Here is a 16564-nt window from a genome sequence, read left to right on the forward strand (position 1 = left end):
GTTACATTCCGAACCCGGAAGCTAAGCCTTTCAGCGCCGATGGTACTGCAGGGGGGACCCTGTGGGAGAGTAGGACACCGCCGAACAATTATTGATAGAGCGTCAGCCCCCGTGCCTTGCACGGGGGCTGACGCTTTTCTGCGTTACAGCCCCTGTTCAGGCGCGCAGGTCCAGATGACCGGGTGGCTCACGCCGTCGGCGTCGGTGGAGTAGCCGCCGGCGTTGCCGTTGTCGGCCACGGCCTGGGCGCCCGAGTCGTAGGCGGCGTTCAGGGTGGGCAGGGCGCGGATCGGGCCGGAGCCGGTCCAGATCTCGGCGGTGCCCGGTTCCGCGTAGTAGGAGGTCGGGGCTTCGCCGACGACGACGCCGCTGGTGGGGCTGATGGCCCGGAAGTAGCCCTCGCCGTAGTAGCCGGGGAGTCCCGCCAGCCGGGTGCCGTCGGCGGTGTAGGGGGCGTCCCAGTACATCTCGTAGGCGCCGTCGGACCAGAAGCTCTCGGTCTCGCCGACGATCCTGCCGTTCTCGTCGATGTCCTCGGGTATGACGGTGAGGCCGTTGTCGTCGGTGGCGTCGATCGGCAGCAGCGGGACGACGGGGGTTGCCGGGTCAGCGGACCAGACCAGGCCGGCCGACGCCCAGGTGCTGCCGACGAGCCGGCTGCCGGCGCCGACGACGGTGCCCTGGTTGTTGATGGCGGTGACCGTGGTGAAGTCGTAGTCGGCCGGGACGGTGAAGGTCCGCTCGATGGCGGTCCCGTGCCAGATGTAGGCGGTGGCCTGGGTGGTGCTGTTGTCGCCGCCGACGATGAGGCCGCTGTCGTTGACGTCGCTCGCATAGCTGCCACCGGGCAGGATGCGGGCTCTCGCGGCGCCGATGCGGTAGCTGAAGGCCACGTTCTTGTCGGTGGTGGTGTCGTGGACGGTGCCGACCATGAGGTCGTGGCGGTTGACGGCGGTGACGGTGCCGTTCCCGTAGCGGGCCGGCAGCGGCACCTTCAGCACGTCGGTGCCGATCCAGTAGGCGGGGACGCCTGCGCTGTTGCCCGCGGCGATCGTGCCGCGGCCGAAGGCCATGACCTCGCCGCGCTGCGGGGCCGGGCCGAGGGTGTCGAGGATGCGGATGCCCGGGTGGGCGCAGCCTCCCGCGGCGGTCGCCGCGGTGGTGCCGGTGGCCGCGCTGAGCAGCGCGGCGAGGGCGAGGACGACGGCGGGCGTGCGTAACCGGGTGGTGGCGTGCATGGGTCCCCCTGGGTAGGACGGTCTGGCCGGGAGGTTACCTTGCCCTGTCCACGTCACCCGGGACGTCGCAAGTGGCGTACTTCAGCAGGGGTTACGCCGTTTACAGTGGTGCGATGCCATACGACCTGGTCATCTTCGACAACGACGGCGTCCTCGTGGACAGCGAGCGGATCTCCAACCGCATCCTGGCGGAGTGCCTGACCGAGGCCGGGTATCCCACCACCTTCGACGACTCGGTCAGGGACTTCATGGGTGCGGCGATGCACCGGGTGCACGACGTGGTGCTCGAGCGGACCGGGGGGAGCCTGCCCGAGGGGTTCGACCAGGGCTATCACGCCCGGGTCTTCGCCGAGTTCGAGCGGGAGCTCGAGCCGGTCGAGGGGGTCGGGGTGGTCCTGGAGAAGCTGGCCGCGGATGGGGTGCCGTACTGCCTGGCCTCCTCCGGGGGGCATGAGCGGATCAGGGTCGCGCTGCGGAAGACCGGGCTGTATGCGGGGTTCGGGGAGCGGCGGATCTTCTCGGCGCAGGACGTGGGGCGGGGGAAGCCGGCGCCGGACCTCTTCCTGCACGCGGCCCGCACCATGGGGGTGCCGCCGGAGCGGTGTGCCGTCGTGGAGGACAGCGCGCTCGGGGTGGCGGCGGCGCGGGCGGCAGGGATGGACGTGTACGGCTACACCGCGATGACGCCGGCCGCCAAGCTCGCCGACGCCACCGCCCTCTTCGGGAGCATGGCGGAGCTGCCCGACCTGCTGTTCGGCTGAGCCGGGGCGCCCTGGGCGGGAGACGGTCCGCCGTCGGCGATCACGACTCGGGATCGTGCCTCCGCACACCTACTCATCCGTAGCTTTCGCGTCTACCGTGCTCGCTTATGGACGACGCTCGCCCGCAGGCCCTGCGGCACGGCCGTGCCGCCCTCGCGATCAGCTTCTTCGCGCAGGGGGCGCTTTTCGCGCTGCTGGTGACCCGGATTCCGGCGATCCAGGACCGCTACGGGATCAGTGACGGGCTGCTGCCGGTGTTCCTTGCCGCGGTGCCGATCCTGGCGGGCCTCGGCAGCGTCGGGACCGAGCAGCTGGTCAAGCGGGTGCGGCCCAGCGTCGTCCTGCGCTGGGTGCAGCCGGTGGTCGCGCTGGTGCTGCTCGGCCTGGGCGCGGGGGACCGCATGTGGGCCGCGGCGGTGACGCTGGCGCTGTTCGGTGTGTGCGTCGGCGGTCTCGACGCGTCGATGAACATGCTCGGGGTGAGCCTCCAGCGGGAGTACGGGCGCAGCATCATGCTGGGCTTCCACGCCGCGTACAGCCTCGGCGGCATCGTCGGGGCGTCGCTGGCCTGGTCGGGGGCGCACTGGCACGTCTCGCTCGTGGCGCTGTACGGGCCGGCGGTGCTGGTGCTGATCCCGCTGACGCTGGTGGCGAGCCGCTGGTACCGGGACGCCGCGGACACGGCCGACGCGGCCGGCACGGCGGCGGTGGCGGGGCAGAAGGAGACGCAGCCGGTGGTGATGCGGCTGCTGATGCCGCTCTGCCTGGTGATGGCGTTCGCGTACATCGGGGACTCCACGGTCTCCAACTGGAGCGCGAAGTACCTCCAGGACACGCTGCACAGCTCGGAACAGCTGTCGACGGTGCCGTACGCGGTCTACATGGTCACGACGCTGCTGGGGCGCTCGGTGGGCGACGCCGGGGTGCGCCGCTTCGGGGCGGTGGCCGTGGTGCGGCTGGGGACGGTCGTGGCGATGGCCGGCTTCGCGGTGGTGGCGGTGGCGCCGGGCGCGTGGGTGGGGATGCTCGGCTTCACCCTGCTGGGCTTCGGGCTGTGCGTGATCGTGCCGCAGACCTTCGCCGCGGCCGGAAGGCTGTTCCCGGGGGCGTCGGACACGGCCATCGCGCGGCTGAACGTCTTCAACTACGTGGGGTTCCTGGTCGGCTCCCCGCTGGTGGGGGCGCTGGGCGACGCGTGGAGCTACCGCGGGGCGATGCTCGTGCCGATGGTGCTGGTGGGGGCGACCCTGCACTATGCCCCGTCCTTCGCGGCGGGACCCGCCGGGTACGGTGTCGGCCATGAGCGGCCGAGCACAGTTGATGTGGGATGAGCGGGTCACCGGCTACGACTTCGGACCCGGGCACCCGATGGACCCGATGCGGCTGTCGCTGACCAGGGAGCTGGTGCGGGCCTTCGGGCTCGACCCGGCGCTGCGGGTGGTGGCGGCGCCGCCCGCGGGGGAGTCGACGCTGGCGCTGGTGCACGACGCGGACTACGTGGCGGCGGTGCGGCGGGCGTCGGCCGAGCCCGCGGCGGTGCCGGTGTCGTACGAGGCGTACGCGTCCTACGGGCTGGGGACCGACGACAACCCGGTCTTCCCGCGGATGCACGAGACGGCGGCGCTGATCGCCGGGCAGTCGGTGGGCGCGGCCGAGGCGGTGTGGGGCGGTGAGGCCGCGCACGCGGTGAACTTCGCCGGCGGGCTGCACCACGCGATGCCCGGGTCGGCCGCGGGCTTCTGCGTCTACAACGACGCGGCGCTGGCGGTGGCCCGGCTGCTGGAGCTCGGTGCGGAGCGGGTGGCGTACGTCGACGTGGACGTCCACCACGGGGACGGGGTGCAGACGGCGTTCTGGGACGACCCGCGGGTGCTGACGATCTCGCTGCACGAGCATCCGCGCACGCTCTTCCCGCAGACCGGCTGGCCGGAGGAGACCGGCGGTCCCGCGGCCGAGGGCGGTGCGGTGAACGTGGCGCTGCCGGCGGGGACGGGCGACGCGGGGTGGCTGCGGGCCTTCCACGCGGTGGTGCCCGAGCTGCTGGCCGCCTTCGGCCCGCAGGTGCTGGTGAGCCAGCACGGGGCGGACACGCACATCGAGGACCCGCTGGCGCACCTGGCGGTGTCCCTCGACGCCCAGCGGGCGGTGGCGGAGGCCTGCCACGCGCTGGCGCACGAGCACGCGGGAGGGCGCTGGGTGGCGCTGGGCGGCGGCGGTTACGCGGTCACCGACGTGGTGCCGCGGACCTGGACGCATCTGGTGGCCATCGCGGCGGGTGTGCCGGTGGCACCGGAGTCGCCGGTGCCGGAGGAGTGGCGGCACCAGGTCTACGCCCGCACCCGGCATCCGGCGCCGCTGCGGATGACCGACGGGTGCGAGCCGCGCTGGACGGGCTTCGAGGAGGCCGGCTACGACCCGGCGGACCGGCTGGACCAGGCGATCCTGGCGACCCGGCGTGCGGTCTTCCCGCTGCACGGGCTGCTGCCGTAGCGGCGGGGTGCGGCCGCCGGTGTACGGGCCGGTGCTCGTGCGGCGGGCACCTGGAGGGTGAATTTGGCGGTTTCCGCACGCCTTGGGGCAGTTGGGCCGTCACGATCATGGTGTGGTGAGTGTCGGCGCGCTGCGCGCGCATTTGGTGGCGACCGGGCTGGCCGGGCAGGTCGCGACCCCGCGGGAGAAGAGCCTGGCGAGCTATCGGCTGTTCGCGGCCCGCGATCCGCGGCAGACGCTGGGTCTCGACCCGTCGGGGGAGTGGACGGCGGCGGACCTGCTCCGGCTGATGGCGGACCGGTGCGGTGTGTCGCCCGACCCGGAGCAGACGTCGGGTCCCGATGTGATCGACCCGGACTGTACGGTGGCGGCGCTGGACGCGTTCGCGGAGCGGCTCGCGAGGGCCGCGCATGACCGCATTCCGGTGCTCTTGGGCACAGGACATCCACATCGTCTTCTTGGTTTCTACGCATCTTTGGCCGCGGCGCTCTCGGCGGCGGGGTGTGTCGTCCTCACCCCCGCGTACGGCCGCGATGTGGACGTGCCGACGCAGTTCGGCGTACGCCGACACCATTTGTGGTACGTCGGCGGGGTCGCCGTGGTCCGCCCGGTGGACACGGACAGTGACGGGCCGCCGGTCGAGCCGGGTGCGCACACCCACTCCCCGCTGCCGGTCAGAGCGGCTCTCGCGGCGGCGGCCGAGCAGGGCGGGATGCTGCCGGGACTGGTCGTCGGCGACCACGGATTCGTATGCGGCGCAGGTCAGTTGGGCATCGAGGCCATCGGTCTCGCGGACTCCGACGACCCCGCTGTTTTCGTGGCGGAGGCGGAGGGCAGCGTGTCGGTGGCGGTGCCGGTGGACGACGCCGTCCGGTCCGATTACTACCGGCCATTGACGCGCTACGTACTCAAACGCGCCTGGCTGTCACAGTAGTCAACCATTGGCAACTCCTCTTCCCCACTTACCTCATGCGCCCCTAATCTGGGGGGGAGCGCACATGCCGCTTTGAGTCGCCGGAGGGGAAGCCGGTGCCCGGCGTGTGCGGAAGGTTCAGGTGTGACATGGCTACTACAGAAACCCGACCTCTCAACGAGGTCGTTTTCCTCACCGTCGCCGAAGTGGCGGCGGTGATGCGGGTGTCGAAGATGACGGTGTACCGGCTGGTGCACAGCGGTCATCTGCCGGCGATTCGCGTGGGCCGCTCGTTCCGGGTTCCGGAGCAGGCAGTCCACGAGTACCTGCGGGAGTCCTACGTGGGGGTGGAATCTGCCTGAGAAGGCCCTGACGGGCAGACGACCGTCCGCGTGGGCCTCGTTTATGCCCGTCCGCTCCGGACGGGTAGGCTTGGCCGACGTAGGTCGTGTGGGCTCGGACGCCCCGCACCGAGTGAAACCGAAGCGAGGGTAGTCGTGGGCTCTGTCATCAAGAAGCGGCGTAAGCGTATGGCCAAGAAGAAGCACCGCAAGCTGCTGAAGCGGACGCGTGTCCAGCGCCGCAACAAGAAGTAAGCGGGCGACTTTTCCGCCGCACTCCCTGCCCCCTTCCACCGCCTTCCGGTGGTGGAAGGGGGCAGTGGCATGTCCGGGCGGGTGCGCTGCCGCATCCGGAGGTGTCCGGGGCGCAACGGGTGCATGTCGGGGGGCACGCGGGGGAGGCGCAGGGGATACGGTGCGGGTATTCCCCGAGGAAGGCGCTGAACCGTGGGCGTGGGCAAGGTGGTGCTCGTCACAGGCGCCGCGCGGCGGCTCGGCGGCAGGTTCGTCCGGCGGATCCAGCACGACCCCGAGGTCGCGCGGGTCGTCGCCGTCGACGCGGTGCCGCCCGAGCACGGCCTGGGCGGTGCGGAGTTCGTCAGGGCCGACATCCGGCAGCCGATGATCGCGAAGGTGCTGGCACAGCACTCGGTCGACACCGTCGTGCACCTGGACGTCACCGGCACCCCGCTGGGCTCAGGCGGCCGCACGCAGGTCAAGGAGACCAACGTCATCGGCACGATGCAGCTGCTCGGCGCGTGCCAGAAGGCACCGACCGTCCGGCGGCTCGTGGTGAAGTCCACCACCAGCGTCTACGGTTCCGCCCCGCGCGACCCGGCGGTCTTCCACGAGACCACCCCGGTCAAGTCGCTGCCCAGCGGCGGCTTCGCCAAGGACGCCGTCGAGGTCGAGGGCTACGTGCGCGGCTTCGCCCGCCGCCGCCCGGACGTCGCGGTCGCGGTGCTGCGCTTCGCGAACATCCTCGGGCCCGACGCGGACACCCCGCTCGCGGAGTTCTTCGCGCTGCCGGTGCTGCCGACGGTCTTCGGCTACGACCCCCGGCTGCAGTTCGTGCACCAGGACGACGTCGACGACGTCCTGGTGCTGGCCGCCCTCGACGCCCGCCGCGGCACCCTCAACAGCGGCACCTTCAACATCGCGGGCGACGGGGTGCTGCTGCTCTCGCAGGCCGCGAGACGGCTCGGCAAGCCCACCGTGCCGGTGCTGCTGCCTGCGGTGAACCTGATCGGGCAGGTGCTGCGGACGGCCGGCATCACGGACTTCGCACCCGAGCAGATCCGGCTGCTCACCCACGGCCGGGTGGTGGACACCGCGCAGATGCGCGACACCCTCGGCTTCGAACCGACCTACACCACGGCCGGGACCTTCCACGACTTCGCCCTCAGCCACGGGCCAGGGCTGCTGCCCCCGGCCAGGCTCACCGCCGCGGTGGACCGGCTGGCGGCGGCCGTGCCGCGGCAGGCGGGCGCGGGCGCGGCCACGGAGGCGCGGAAGTGACGGGCGGCGCCATGGGTACGTCGGGCGCCGCGGCGGCCCCAGGAGAAGGAGCAGGGACCATGGCCGATGCCAAGGTGATCCCGTTCGACGAGGACTCGCGCGGCAGGCGCGGCTCCGGGCGCCCCCGGGCGCCGCGCGGCCGCACGCCCGCCGCGGGCAAGGCAGGCGGCAAGGCGGCCGCAGACGGCCCGCAGCCGCCCCTTGCCGCGGTGCCGGAGGAAGGAGCCGCTCCGCCTGCCGGCATCCCCGCACAGGCCGCCGGAGGGCGGCAGGGCCCCGACCCGGCGGAAGGCGCCGGACCCGAGCCGGGCCAGGACCCGCGGGCCTTCGACGCGGCCGCGGCGCTCGGGGCCGTCGCCGACCGGGTGCTCGGCGGCGACTGGGAGCGCAAGGTCGCCTCGGGCCTGGCCTTCCTGCGGCGCCGGGTCACCGGCGACTACGAGGTCGACGAGTTCGGCTACGACGCCGACCTGACCGACCAGGTGCTGATGTCGCTGCTGCGGCCGATGTTCGGCGCGTACTTCCGCGTCGAGGTCCGCGGCATCGAGAACATCCCCGCGCAGGGCGGTGCGCTGGTCGTCTCCAACCACTCCGGCACCCTGCCCCTCGACGGCCTGATGGCCCAGGTCGCCGTCCACGACCACCACCCGGCCGGGCGCCACCTGCGGCTGCTCGCCGCCGACCTGGTCTTCATGCTCCCGCTGGTCAACGAGCTGGCCCGCAAGCTCGGCCACACGCTGGCCTGCTCCGAGGACGCGGAGACGCTGCTGGGGCGCGGCGAGGTGGTCGGGGTGATGCCCGAGGGCTTCAAGGGCCTCGGCAAGCCCTTCGCCGACCGCTACAAGCTCCAGCGCTTCGGGCGGGGCGGCTTCGTCGCGACGGCGCTCAAGACGAAGGTGCCGATCGTGCCGTGCTCCGTGGTGGGGGCCGAGGAGATCTACCCGATGATCGGGAACTCCCGCACGATGGCGCGGCTGCTGGGAGTGCCGTACTTCCCGCTCACGCCGACCTTCCCGTGGCTGGGGCCCGCGGGCCTGGTCCCGCTGCCCACCAAGTGGGTCATCCAGTTCGGCGAGCCCATCGCCACCGACGGCTACCCGGCGGAGGCGGCGGAGGACCCGATGCTGGTCTTCAACCTGACCGACCAGGTGCGCGAGACGATCCAGCACACGCTGTACGAACTCCTGGTGCAGCGCCGGTCCGTCTTCTTCTGAGCCGGGCCTCGGGGCCGGGCCTGCGCCGAGCCCGGCGGCCCGCCCCCCGCGGCCGAGCCCCCCACCGGAATCCCGGTGGGGGGCTCGGCCGCGGGGCGTGCGGTCCCCGAAGGGGTCAGCCCTCGTCGTCCGTGGTCGTGCCGAGGCCGAGGCCCAGGCCGAGACCGGGGAGGAGCGGCGGCAGGGTGACCGAGTGGTCCGACGGGGCCGAAGGAGACGTGGAGCTCGGGGTGGGAAGCGTCGGCAGCGGCCCGAGCGGGTTCGCGCCGCCGATGAGCCCGCCGGCCGGCACCGAGCCGGACGGCGAAGGACTCGCGCTCGGCGTGCCCGTGCCGTCCGTACCCGGCGTGGCGGGCGGTGAGGAGGGCGGCGCCGTCGGGGTGCCGGCGGAGGGGCCGGAGTCCGTGGAGCCGGAGCCCTCGCGCGCCGGGTCGCCCTTCTTCGGCTGCGGCAGCAGCTCCTGGAGCGGAGCCACTTCCTGGTCTATGGCGTCGAAGACCGAGGAGACCTGCTCGGAGACGTCGGTGAGCTGGCTGGGCAGCTTGCCCCGCAGCTCGCTCCAGCCCTGCCGATGGGTGGCCGCGAAGGAGTTGAGCGTCTCGATCGGCTGGAGCGAGCCGTCCTCCGCGTAGGCCTGGCTGAGCAGCCGGTGGCCCTCGGTGGCCTCCTGGTGCATCCCGGACAGCGCCTTGCGCACCTCGGAGACCGACTCGTCGTCCAGCTGGCCGCCGCGGCCGCGCTCCATGAGGCGGCGGGCCTCCTGGAGGCGGGTGGAGGCCATGTCGAGGTAGACCTTGCCGCGGGAGGCGTCGCCGCTCGCCATGTCGAGCTTGAGGTCCTCCATGCCGCGCTTGAGGCCGTAGAGGGTGTCGCCGGGCAGCGCGTTGGTGCTGGCCGCGGCGACTCCGCCGAGGGCGCCCGCGGCGACGCCGACGGTGAGGCCGCCGACGGCGAGCCGGCGGGAGAGCTTGCTGCTCGGGGTGATCCGGCGCAGCCGGTGGCTGCCCTGCCCGTCGCCGCGCTGCTCCGGCACCCTGACGGTGGCCGGGAAGCTGCCGTCGGCGAGCGCCTGCTCCATCGCGGCGATCAGCTGCGCGCGCTGCACGGTCTTGCGCTCGGGGTCGAGCGCGGGGCGCGGCTGCCGGGCGAGCGATGTGGCGAGCGCAAGCAGCGCGGCCTGCTCGGGGTCGGCGTGCCGGGCCGCGGCATGGCTGCCGTGCCCGCCGGGCGAGCCCTGCGGCCGCCCGGCCGCGGTGTCCTGCTGGGCGTCCTCCGCGGCAGCCGCGCCCTCGACGGTCTCAAGGGCCTGGGCGAAGGCGTTCGCCCGGCGGTGTGCCGTTGCCTGTCCGATCACGGGCGGCACCTCCTCTCGTCATCCACACTCGACTCCCCGTGCCGCCCGTGGGTTGCGCTGTTCACCGTCATGCACCCGATCGAGTGAAACCCGGCTGGGGGTGCGTTCCGGAGTACGGCACAAAGTTGTCTGCATGTGAGGCAACGAGTGCCGCGCCAGTTGGGTTACGCAGGTGTGATGATCGGGCGGGGCCACCGAGGTCTCACCTCGCGTCGTCGGGCAGGAGTCTGGCCAGCGTACGCACGGCCCGGTACTGGAGGGTCTTGATCGCGCCCTCGTTCTTTCCCATCACGCGGGCGGTCTCGGCCACCGAGAGGCCCTGCAGGAAGCGCAGGGTCACGCACTCCTGCTGCTGCGGGTTCAGCTTGCGTACGGCGGTGAGCAGCGCCTCGTTGGACAGCGACTCAAGGACGGAGTCCTCCGGGCTGCGCTCGACCTCGTTGGCGTCGAGCATTTCGCCTGTGGTCACTTCCAGCCGGAAACGGCTCGACTTGAAGTGATCGGCGACCAGGTTGCGGGCGATCGTGACCAGCCACGCGCCGAAGTCGCGGCCCTGCCAGGTGAAGGTGCCGATCCTGCGCAGGGCGCGCAGGAAGGTCTCGCTGGTCAGGTCCTCCGCGGTGGCCTTGGACCCGACCCGGTAGTAGATGTAGCGGTAGACGGTGTCGCTGTAGTGGTCGTACAGCCGCCCGAACGCCTCGGTCTCGCCGTCCTGGGCGCGCTCGACCAGGTCCATCATGCGGCCGGAGTCGGTGTCGGAGGCGGGCCGGCGGGCGTGGGTGCCGGGGGCTGCGGCGTTGGTGCCGGCCGTGTCCGAGCTGTTGCGGGTGCGTCTGCCTGCGGCTGTGCTGACTTCGGCCAGCGCGTACGCCGGACCGGGGACGGTGGGACCTGACGTGGCGAGGGTGGGCAGGGCGTACGTGGGGACTGTGCGCATCAGTCGGTCGAGCACCAGTGCGCGCAACGCAGCCAGGCCGGAGGTGTCAACCCCGTCGTGTGGGTACACGGGACTCCCAGAGGCAGAACTTCCATCACGTGCAGTACGGGACCGTTCACCCGTCGTGGCGACGCGTGGGTTCCGGATTGCGTCTGAGGAGAATAACGCTTCGTACAGGCGACGCTACACCGAGTTGCGCAAATCGCCGTTTGCGCCACTTCCTGTACGGAATGACGATCGACCAATTATCGAACAGGTGGCCCTTGTTGACCACTTCCGTTCGTGAACAGCTCGCGGAGAGCCCGTGTTGTGACCGTGTGCGCGCCGCGCGGGTCGGCCCCGCGCGGCGTACTGCCGGTGCACCGGGGTCACTTGCGGCGGCGGCTGATGGCGACGGCCGCGGCGGCCCCGCCGGCGACCGCGCCCATGCCCGCGGCGGCCGGGATGCCGATCCGCGCGGCCTTGCGGCCGGTGCGGTAGTCGCGCAGCCGCCAGCCCCTGGCGCGGGCGTGCTTGCGCAGCCTGCTGTCCGGGTTGATCGCGTACGGGTGGCCGACCAGCGACAGTATCGGGATGTCGTTGTGGGAGTCGCTGTACGCGGCGCAGCGCTCCAGGTCCAGGTCCTCGGCGGCGGCCAGCGCGCGTACCGCCTCGGCCTTCGCCGCGCCGTGCAGCGGCTCGCCGACCAGCCGCCCGGTGTAGACGCCGTCGACCGACTCCGCGACCGTGCCCAGCGCGCCGGTCAGGCCGAGCCTGCGGGCGATGATCGTGGCGGTCTCCACCGGCGCGGCCGTGACCAGCCACACCCGCTGGCCCGCGTCCAGGTGCGCCTGGGCGAGGGCGCGGGTGCCGGGCCAGATCTTCCCCGCCATGTACTCGTCGTAGATCTCCTCGCCGATGGACATCAGTTCCTCGACGCGGTGGCCCTTGACGATCGACAGCGCGCTGTCGCGGGCGTCCTGCATGTGCTCGGGGTCCTCGGCGCCCGCCAGCCGGAAGTACGCCTGCTGCCAGGCGAAGCGCAGCAGGTCGCGGGTGTCGAAGAAGTGCCGCTTGTAGAGGCCGCGCCCGAAGTGGAAGAGCGCGGCGCCCTGCATCACGGTGTTGTCCAGGTCGAAGAACGCGGCGGCCCGCGGTTCGCCCGCGACCGGGAAGGCCGGCTCGCCGGCCCTCTCCTCGGCCGGTGCCGATTCCGGTCCGGATTCGGGCGCGGATTCCGGCGCTGCGGTATCGGGCCGGGGCTGCGTCACGACCGTCGCCTCCGCGGCGGCTGCGGCGGCCTCGCCCGCCAGCACGCTCCGCTGCGTGGCGGACTGCCTGCGTGGGGTGAGCCATCTGATAGCGGCCATAGCGCGAGCATAACCACCCAGTGCGACATGGCCGGTTCGGCCACGATGCGGACACGTGAACCGTAGGAGTCACAATGTGCCGTATGACGACTGCCAGGACCGTGACGCTGATCGGGAAGCCGGGGTGCCATCTGTGCGATGACGCCCGTGCCGTGGTGGAGAGGGTCGCCGCCGAGGCCGGTGCGGTCGTCCTCGAGCAGGACATCACGCAGGACGAGGAGCTGCACCGGCGGTATTGGGAGCAGATTCCCGTCGTCCTGGTCGACGGGGAGCAGCACACGTTCTGGCGTGTCGACGAACAGCGCCTGCGGCGGGCTCTGACTCCCTGAGCTCCCCGTTTGCGCTGGGGCCCCACCGGGGCGCGGGTCGTCGCGTGGCCCGAAGGGGCTGGCGCTGTCGCAGACGGACCACCGGCCGGTGGTGGGTCGCTCGCGCGGTTCTCCCCCCAGGGCTTCGCCCGGGGTGCCCCCACGCGTCCCCGCGGAGCGCCCCTGAGGGGCTGCGGGTCCGTCGGGGTTCGGGACCGGGGAGGTCGGGTAGGATCGGTGGCGTTTTGTACGGTCGGGGGTGTTGTGTGAGGAGCGTGCCGAGTGCCCCCGGTGCCGAGGATCCCGGTGAGCGGCTACGCGGTGGTCGACGTCGAGGCGACCGGCTCCTCCTCCAGGCGGCACCGCGTCGTCGAGCTGGCGCTGGTCCTGCTCGACCGCGATCTCGAACCCGAGGGTGAGTTCACCACCCTCGTGGACCCGCAGGGCCCGGTCGGCCCGACCCACATCCACGGCATCGAGCCGGCGCACCTCGGCGGCGCACCGCGCTTCGCGGGGATCGCCGCCCGGCTGCTGACGCTGCTGCGCGGCCGCGTCCTGGTCGGGCACAACGTCGGCTGCGACCGGGCGTTCCTGGCCGCCGAGTACGCCCGGGTGGGTGTGCGGCTGCCCGCGGTACCCGAGCTGTGCACCATGCGGATGGCCGCCGAGAGCCACCGGGACGAGCCGGCGCCCTACGGCCTGTCGCTGCGCGCGTGCGCGCAGGCGCTCGGGGTGACCGGCTGGGCCCCGCACACCGCGCTCGGCGACGCCCGCGCCACGGCGGCGCTTTTCGGCCACTTTGTGGCGCGGTCCCGTGATGCCGCCGCCGGTGCGGGCACCGCCGGCGGTTCGCCGCTGGAGCGGCAGTTGGCGCAGGCCGCAGGTGTCCACTGGCCCGAGGCCCCTGGCCTGCCGGCGGCCGCCGACGCACTCTGGAAGCGCCGCAGCAACGATTCGCCATGGCAAAGCGTGCCCAATGTCCGTAATGGGAGCGCGTGATGCCCATCACTTCCGCCGGGCAAAACGGACACCATCTTTGTGCACGCGTTCACAAAGACATAGCCTGGCACGCACGGGGCGGCCCCAAAGGCCGTGGTCGCCCTCAGCCCAGCTCTACCCGCAGGAGCACCGTGGCAACTGGCCGATCGCACCGACCGGCGACCCGCAGCCGAGGGATTCCCGAGGCCACCGTCGCCAGGCTTCCGCTGTACCTGCGGGCGCTGACCGCTCTGTCCGAGCGCTCCGTGCCCACCGTGTCCTCGGAGGAGCTCGCCGCCGCTGCCGGGGTCAACTCGGCCAAGCTGCGCAAGGACTTCTCCTATCTCGGCTCGTACGGGACCAGGGGCGTCGGCTACGACGTCGAATACCTCGTCTACCAGATCAGCCGCGAGCTGGGCCTCACCCAGGACTGGCCGGTCGTCATCGTCGGTATCGGCAACCTCGGCGCCGCCCTCGCCAACTACGGCGGGTTCGCCTCCCGCGGATTCCGTGTCGCGGCCCTGCTCGACGCCGACGCGTCGCTTGCCGGGCGGCTGGTCGCGGGACTCCCGGTACGGCACATCGACGAGCTGGAAGCGATCGTCGCCGACAACCAGGTGTCGATCGGGGTCATCGCGACCCCGGCGGGCGCCGCACAGGAGGTCACCGACCGGCTGGTCAACGCCGGGGTGACCTCGATCCTCAACTTCGCCCCCACCGTGCTCTCGGTGCCGGACGGCGTGGACGTACGCAAGGTCGATCTGTCCATCGAGCTGCAGATCCTCGCGTTCCACGAGCAGCGCAAGGCCGGTGAAGGGCGCCAGGAGCCCGACGGGGACGTACCCGCCGTGATGCCCGCATGAGTTTGCTGGTCGTCGGGCTCTCGCATCGCAGTGCGCCGGTGAGCGTGCTGGAGCGGGCCGCGCTCACCGAGGACGCGCGCGCCAAGCTGCTCCAGGACACGCTGGCCGCCGAGCCCGCGAGCGAGGCGGTGGCGCTGTCCACCTGCAACCGCATCGAGCTGTACGCCGACGTCGACAAATTCCACGCTGGTGTCGCCGAGCTGTCCACGCTGCTCGCCCAGCACAGCGGCGTCGGCCTCGACGAGCTGACCCCTTACCTGTACGTGCACTACGAGGACCGGGCCGTCCACCACCTGCTGTCGGTGGCCTGTGGCCTGGACTCGATGGTCGTCGGCGAGGGCCAGATCCTCGGGCAGATCAAGGACGCGCTCGCGGTCGGCCAGGAGCTGCACACCGCGGGCCGGCTGCTCAACGACCTCTTCCAGCAGGCCCTGCGGGTCGGCAAGCGCGCCCACTCCGAGACCGGCATCGACCGGGCGGGCCAGTCGCTCGTCACCTTCGGCCTGGCCCAGCTCGCCCCCGCGACCGGCTCGCTGGAGGGCAAGCGGGCCCTGGTGGTCGGCGCCGGCTCCATGTCGTCGCTGGCCGCCGCGACCCTGGCCCGCGCCGGGGTCGCCCGGCTGACGATCGCCAACCGCACCGCCGAGCGCGCCGTCCGGCTGGCCCGGCTGCTCACCGAGCAGGGCGCCGACGCCCGCGCGGTGACCATGGCCGAGCTCGGACCCGCGCTCGCCGACGCCGACCTCGTGGTGTCCTGCACCGGGTCCACCGGGCTGGTGCTCACCGCGGACGACCTGCGGGCGGCGGGCCCGCTCGCCGTACTCGACCTGGCCATGCCGCGCGATGTCGACCCGGCCGCGCACGACCTCGAAGATGTACGGCTGGCCGACATAGAGTCGCTGGCCGCCGCGTCCGCCGACGCGCCGATGGCCGCCGACGTGGACGCGGTCGAGGCGATCGTCGCCGAGGAGGTCGCCGCCTTCGGCGCCGCCCAGCGCGCCGCCCGGATCACCCCCACGGTGGTGGCGCTGCGCGCCATGGCGGCGGACGTCGTGGCGGGTGAACTTTCCCGGCTCGACGGTAGGCTGCCCGATCTGGACGACAAGGAACGCGCGGAGATCACCCAGACCGTGCGCCGCGTCGTCGACAAGCTCCTGCACGCGCCGACCGTGCGGGTCAAGCAGCTCGCGGGCGAGCCCGGCGGCGCCGGGTACGCCGACGCGCTGCGGGAACTCTTCGACCTCGACCCGCAGGCGGTCGCCGCCGTCAGCCGGGCCGAAACCCCCAGGCCTCCGGCCCGGGTGCCCAACCGAATTGAGGGCGGCAATGAATAACCCGGTACGTGCCCTACGGCTCGGCACCCGGAAGAGCAAGCTGGCGATGGCCCAGTCAGGGATGGTCGCGGACCAGGTCCGCGCGCTGACCGGACGGGACGTCGACCTCGTGGAGATCACCACCTACGGCGACGTCTCCAGAGAGAGCCTGGCCCAGATCGGCGGCACCGGAGTCTTCGTCTCCGCGCTGCGCGACGCGCTGCTCGCCGGCGAGATCGACTTCGCCGTGCACAGCCTGAAGGACCTGCCCACCGCCGCCCCCGAGGGTCTGACGCTGGCCGCGGTCCCGGTCCGCGAGGACCCGCGGGACGCGCTGGTCGCCAGGGACGGCCTCACCTTCGCGGCACTGCCGCCCGGCGCCAGGATCGGCACCGGGTCGCCCCGCCGGATGGCCCAGCTCAACGCGTGGGCGCGGTCACACGGCCGGAATGTCGAGACGGTCCCGATCCGTGGCAACGTTGACACCAGGATCGGGTACGTTACTTCCGGCAAGCTCGACGCCGTCGTGCTGGCCGCCGCCGGGCTGAACCGTATCGGCAGGATCGCGGAGGCGACCGAGCTGATCGCCGCCGACGCCGTACTGCCCGCCCCCGGCCAGGGGGCACTGGCCGTCGAGTGCGCCGCTTCCAACCCGGAGCTGGCCGCACAGCTCGCCGGGCTCGACGACCCGTTCACCCGGGTCGCCGTGACCGCCGAGCGATCCCTGCTCGCCGCCCTCGAGGCCGGCTGCAGCGCCCCCGTGGGCGCGCTGGCCGACCTGGTGGCCGACGGGCAGACTACCGAGCTGCGCCTGCGCGGCGTCGTCGGCACCACCGACGGCACCTCGCTGGTGCAGATGTCCATCACCGGTACCGCACCGGCGTCCGACGACGAAGCGCGCGCCCTTGGCCGCGAACTCGCCGCCGAGATGCTCGCCAAGGGTGCAGCCGGTCTTATGGGGGAGCGCGCACTTTGAACCCCGCCGCC

The 16564-nt window shown here is 72.5% G+C and carries 17 protein-coding genes and 1 rRNA gene; 14 read left to right on the forward strand and 4 right to left on the reverse strand.

Features of this window, described 5'->3' with window-relative positions; translation table 11 throughout:
- Positions 1-86: ribosomal RNA gene (rrf, locus tag ACGFMP_RS19405) — 5S ribosomal RNA — on the forward strand; the annotation flags it as partial.
- 57 nt (positions 87-143) lie between these two features.
- Here the strand turns inward: rrf and ACGFMP_RS19410 are convergent.
- Entirely contained in the window at positions 144-1238 is a 1095-nt protein-coding gene (locus tag ACGFMP_RS19410) for a hypothetical protein (RefSeq protein ID WP_393673796.1), read from the reverse strand.
- Between the two features lie 113 nt (positions 1239-1351).
- On the opposite strand from ACGFMP_RS19410, the gene ACGFMP_RS19415 reads away from it, so the two are divergent.
- The 8 genes from ACGFMP_RS19415 (at position 1352) to ACGFMP_RS19450 (ending at position 8475) form a co-directional block, all read left to right on the forward strand.
- Complete coding sequence (locus tag ACGFMP_RS19415) at positions 1352-1999, forward strand: HAD family hydrolase (protein ID WP_393673797.1); 648 nt, start codon at positions 1352-1354, stop codon at positions 1997-1999.
- 107 nt (positions 2000-2106) lie between these two features.
- Positions 2107-3330 carry an MFS transporter gene (locus ACGFMP_RS19420; protein WP_393673799.1) on the forward strand — a complete coding sequence of 408 codons (1224 nt, stop codon included), beginning with the start codon at positions 2107-2109 and terminating at the stop codon, positions 3328-3330.
- A complete protein-coding gene (locus ACGFMP_RS19425; RefSeq protein ID WP_393673800.1) occupies positions 3299-4489 on the forward strand; it encodes an acetoin utilization protein AcuC in 1191 nt (396 codons plus the stop codon). Before ACGFMP_RS19420 ends, ACGFMP_RS19425 begins: the two co-directional genes overlap by 32 nt.
- Positions 4490-4601: 112 nt before the next feature.
- Positions 4602-5423 carry a phosphatase gene (locus ACGFMP_RS19430; protein WP_393673802.1) on the forward strand — a complete coding sequence of 274 codons (822 nt, stop codon included), beginning with the start codon at positions 4602-4604 and terminating at the stop codon, positions 5421-5423.
- A 128-nt stretch (positions 5424-5551) separates the two neighbouring features.
- On the forward strand, positions 5552-5764 hold the full coding sequence (locus tag ACGFMP_RS19435) for a helix-turn-helix domain-containing protein (protein WP_031524045.1): 213 nt from the start codon (positions 5552-5554) through the stop codon (positions 5762-5764).
- 135 nt (positions 5765-5899) lie between these two features.
- The gene (locus ACGFMP_RS19440) at positions 5900-5998 is read left to right on the forward strand and encodes a 30S ribosomal protein bS22 (protein WP_003948845.1); all 99 of its coding nucleotides are present in this window, start codon (positions 5900-5902) and stop codon (positions 5996-5998) included.
- Between the two features lie 198 nt (positions 5999-6196).
- Complete coding sequence (locus ACGFMP_RS19445) at positions 6197-7261, forward strand: NAD-dependent epimerase/dehydratase family protein (RefSeq protein WP_393674287.1); 1065 nt, start codon at positions 6197-6199, stop codon at positions 7259-7261.
- A gap of 59 nt (positions 7262-7320) precedes the next feature.
- Complete coding sequence (locus tag ACGFMP_RS19450) at positions 7321-8475, forward strand: lysophospholipid acyltransferase family protein (RefSeq protein WP_393673803.1); 1155 nt, start codon at positions 7321-7323, stop codon at positions 8473-8475.
- A gap of 115 nt (positions 8476-8590) precedes the next feature.
- Here ACGFMP_RS19450 and ACGFMP_RS19455 read toward each other — a convergent pair whose 3' ends face one another.
- The 3 genes from ACGFMP_RS19455 to ACGFMP_RS19465 all read right to left on the reverse strand — a co-directional run bounded on the left by ACGFMP_RS19455 (position 8591) and on the right by ACGFMP_RS19465 (position 12115).
- Complete coding sequence (locus ACGFMP_RS19455; RefSeq protein WP_393673805.1) at positions 8591-9829, reverse strand: DUF5667 domain-containing protein; 1239 nt, start codon at positions 9827-9829, stop codon at positions 8591-8593.
- A 202-nt stretch (positions 9830-10031) separates the two neighbouring features.
- Positions 10032-10835 carry an ECF subfamily RNA polymerase sigma factor, BldN family gene (locus tag ACGFMP_RS19460; RefSeq protein ID WP_393673806.1) on the reverse strand — a complete coding sequence of 268 codons (804 nt, stop codon included), beginning with the start codon at positions 10833-10835 and terminating at the stop codon, positions 10032-10034.
- A 299-nt stretch (positions 10836-11134) separates the two neighbouring features.
- Complete coding sequence (locus ACGFMP_RS19465) at positions 11135-12115, reverse strand: HAD family hydrolase (RefSeq protein WP_393673807.1); 981 nt, start codon at positions 12113-12115, stop codon at positions 11135-11137.
- Positions 12116-12198: 83 nt separating this feature from the next.
- On the opposite strand from ACGFMP_RS19465, the gene ACGFMP_RS19470 reads away from it, so the two are divergent.
- The 5 genes from ACGFMP_RS19470 to hemC all read left to right on the forward strand — a co-directional run bounded on the left by ACGFMP_RS19470 (position 12199) and on the right by hemC (position 16553).
- A complete protein-coding gene (locus ACGFMP_RS19470) occupies positions 12199-12444 on the forward strand; it encodes a glutaredoxin family protein (protein WP_393673809.1) in 246 nt (81 codons plus the stop codon).
- A gap of 261 nt (positions 12445-12705) precedes the next feature.
- Positions 12706-13422 carry an exonuclease domain-containing protein gene (locus ACGFMP_RS19475; protein ID WP_393673810.1) on the forward strand — a complete coding sequence of 239 codons (717 nt, stop codon included), beginning with the start codon at positions 12706-12708 and terminating at the stop codon, positions 13420-13422.
- Positions 13423-13553: 131 nt separating this feature from the next.
- On the forward strand, positions 13554-14264 hold the full coding sequence (locus ACGFMP_RS19480; RefSeq protein ID WP_033177671.1) for a redox-sensing transcriptional repressor Rex: 711 nt from the start codon (positions 13554-13556) through the stop codon (positions 14262-14264).
- Complete coding sequence (locus ACGFMP_RS19485; RefSeq protein WP_393673812.1) at positions 14261-15598, forward strand: glutamyl-tRNA reductase; 1338 nt, start codon at positions 14261-14263, stop codon at positions 15596-15598. Before ACGFMP_RS19480 ends, ACGFMP_RS19485 begins: the two co-directional genes overlap by 4 nt.
- Positions 15591-16553 carry a hydroxymethylbilane synthase gene (gene hemC, locus ACGFMP_RS19490; RefSeq protein WP_393673814.1) on the forward strand — a complete coding sequence of 321 codons (963 nt, stop codon included), beginning with the start codon at positions 15591-15593 and terminating at the stop codon, positions 16551-16553. The genes ACGFMP_RS19485 and hemC overlap by 8 nt, the downstream gene beginning before the upstream one ends.
- The last annotated feature ends 11 nt before the right edge of the window (positions 16554-16564 follow it).

Origin of the sequence: Streptomyces sp. NPDC049040 (genome assembly GCF_043197715.1) — a bacterium.
Classification (GTDB): domain Bacteria; phylum Actinomycetota; class Actinomycetes; order Streptomycetales; family Streptomycetaceae; genus Actinacidiphila.

Bases quoted from the DNA above. Each gene is read 5' to 3' on its own strand.
- ACGFMP_RS19485 (WP_393673812.1), top strand. From the start codon at position 14,261: ATGAGTTTGCTGGTCGTCGGGCTCTCGCATCGCAGTGCGCCGGTGAGC.
- ACGFMP_RS19415 (WP_393673797.1), top strand. From the start codon at position 1,352: ATGCCATACGACCTGGTCATCTTCGACAACGACGGCGTCCTCGTGGAC.
- ACGFMP_RS19465 (WP_393673807.1), bottom strand. From the start codon at position 12,115: ATGGCCGCTATCAGATGGCTCACCCCACGCAGGCAGTCCGCCACGCAG.
- ACGFMP_RS19470 (WP_393673809.1), top strand. From the start codon at position 12,199: ATGACGACTGCCAGGACCGTGACGCTGATCGGGAAGCCGGGGTGCCAT.
- ACGFMP_RS19425 (WP_393673800.1), top strand. From the start codon at position 3,299: ATGAGCGGCCGAGCACAGTTGATGTGGGATGAGCGGGTCACCGGCTAC.
- ACGFMP_RS19450 (WP_393673803.1), top strand. From the start codon at position 7,321: ATGGCCGATGCCAAGGTGATCCCGTTCGACGAGGACTCGCGCGGCAGG.
- ACGFMP_RS19420 (WP_393673799.1), top strand. From the start codon at position 2,107: ATGGACGACGCTCGCCCGCAGGCCCTGCGGCACGGCCGTGCCGCCCTC.
- hemC (WP_393673814.1), top strand. From the start codon at position 15,591: ATGAATAACCCGGTACGTGCCCTACGGCTCGGCACCCGGAAGAGCAAG.
- ACGFMP_RS19435 (WP_031524045.1), top strand. From the start codon at position 5,552: ATGGCTACTACAGAAACCCGACCTCTCAACGAGGTCGTTTTCCTCACC.
- ACGFMP_RS19410 (WP_393673796.1), bottom strand. From the start codon at position 1,238: ATGCACGCCACCACCCGGTTACGCACGCCCGCCGTCGTCCTCGCCCTC.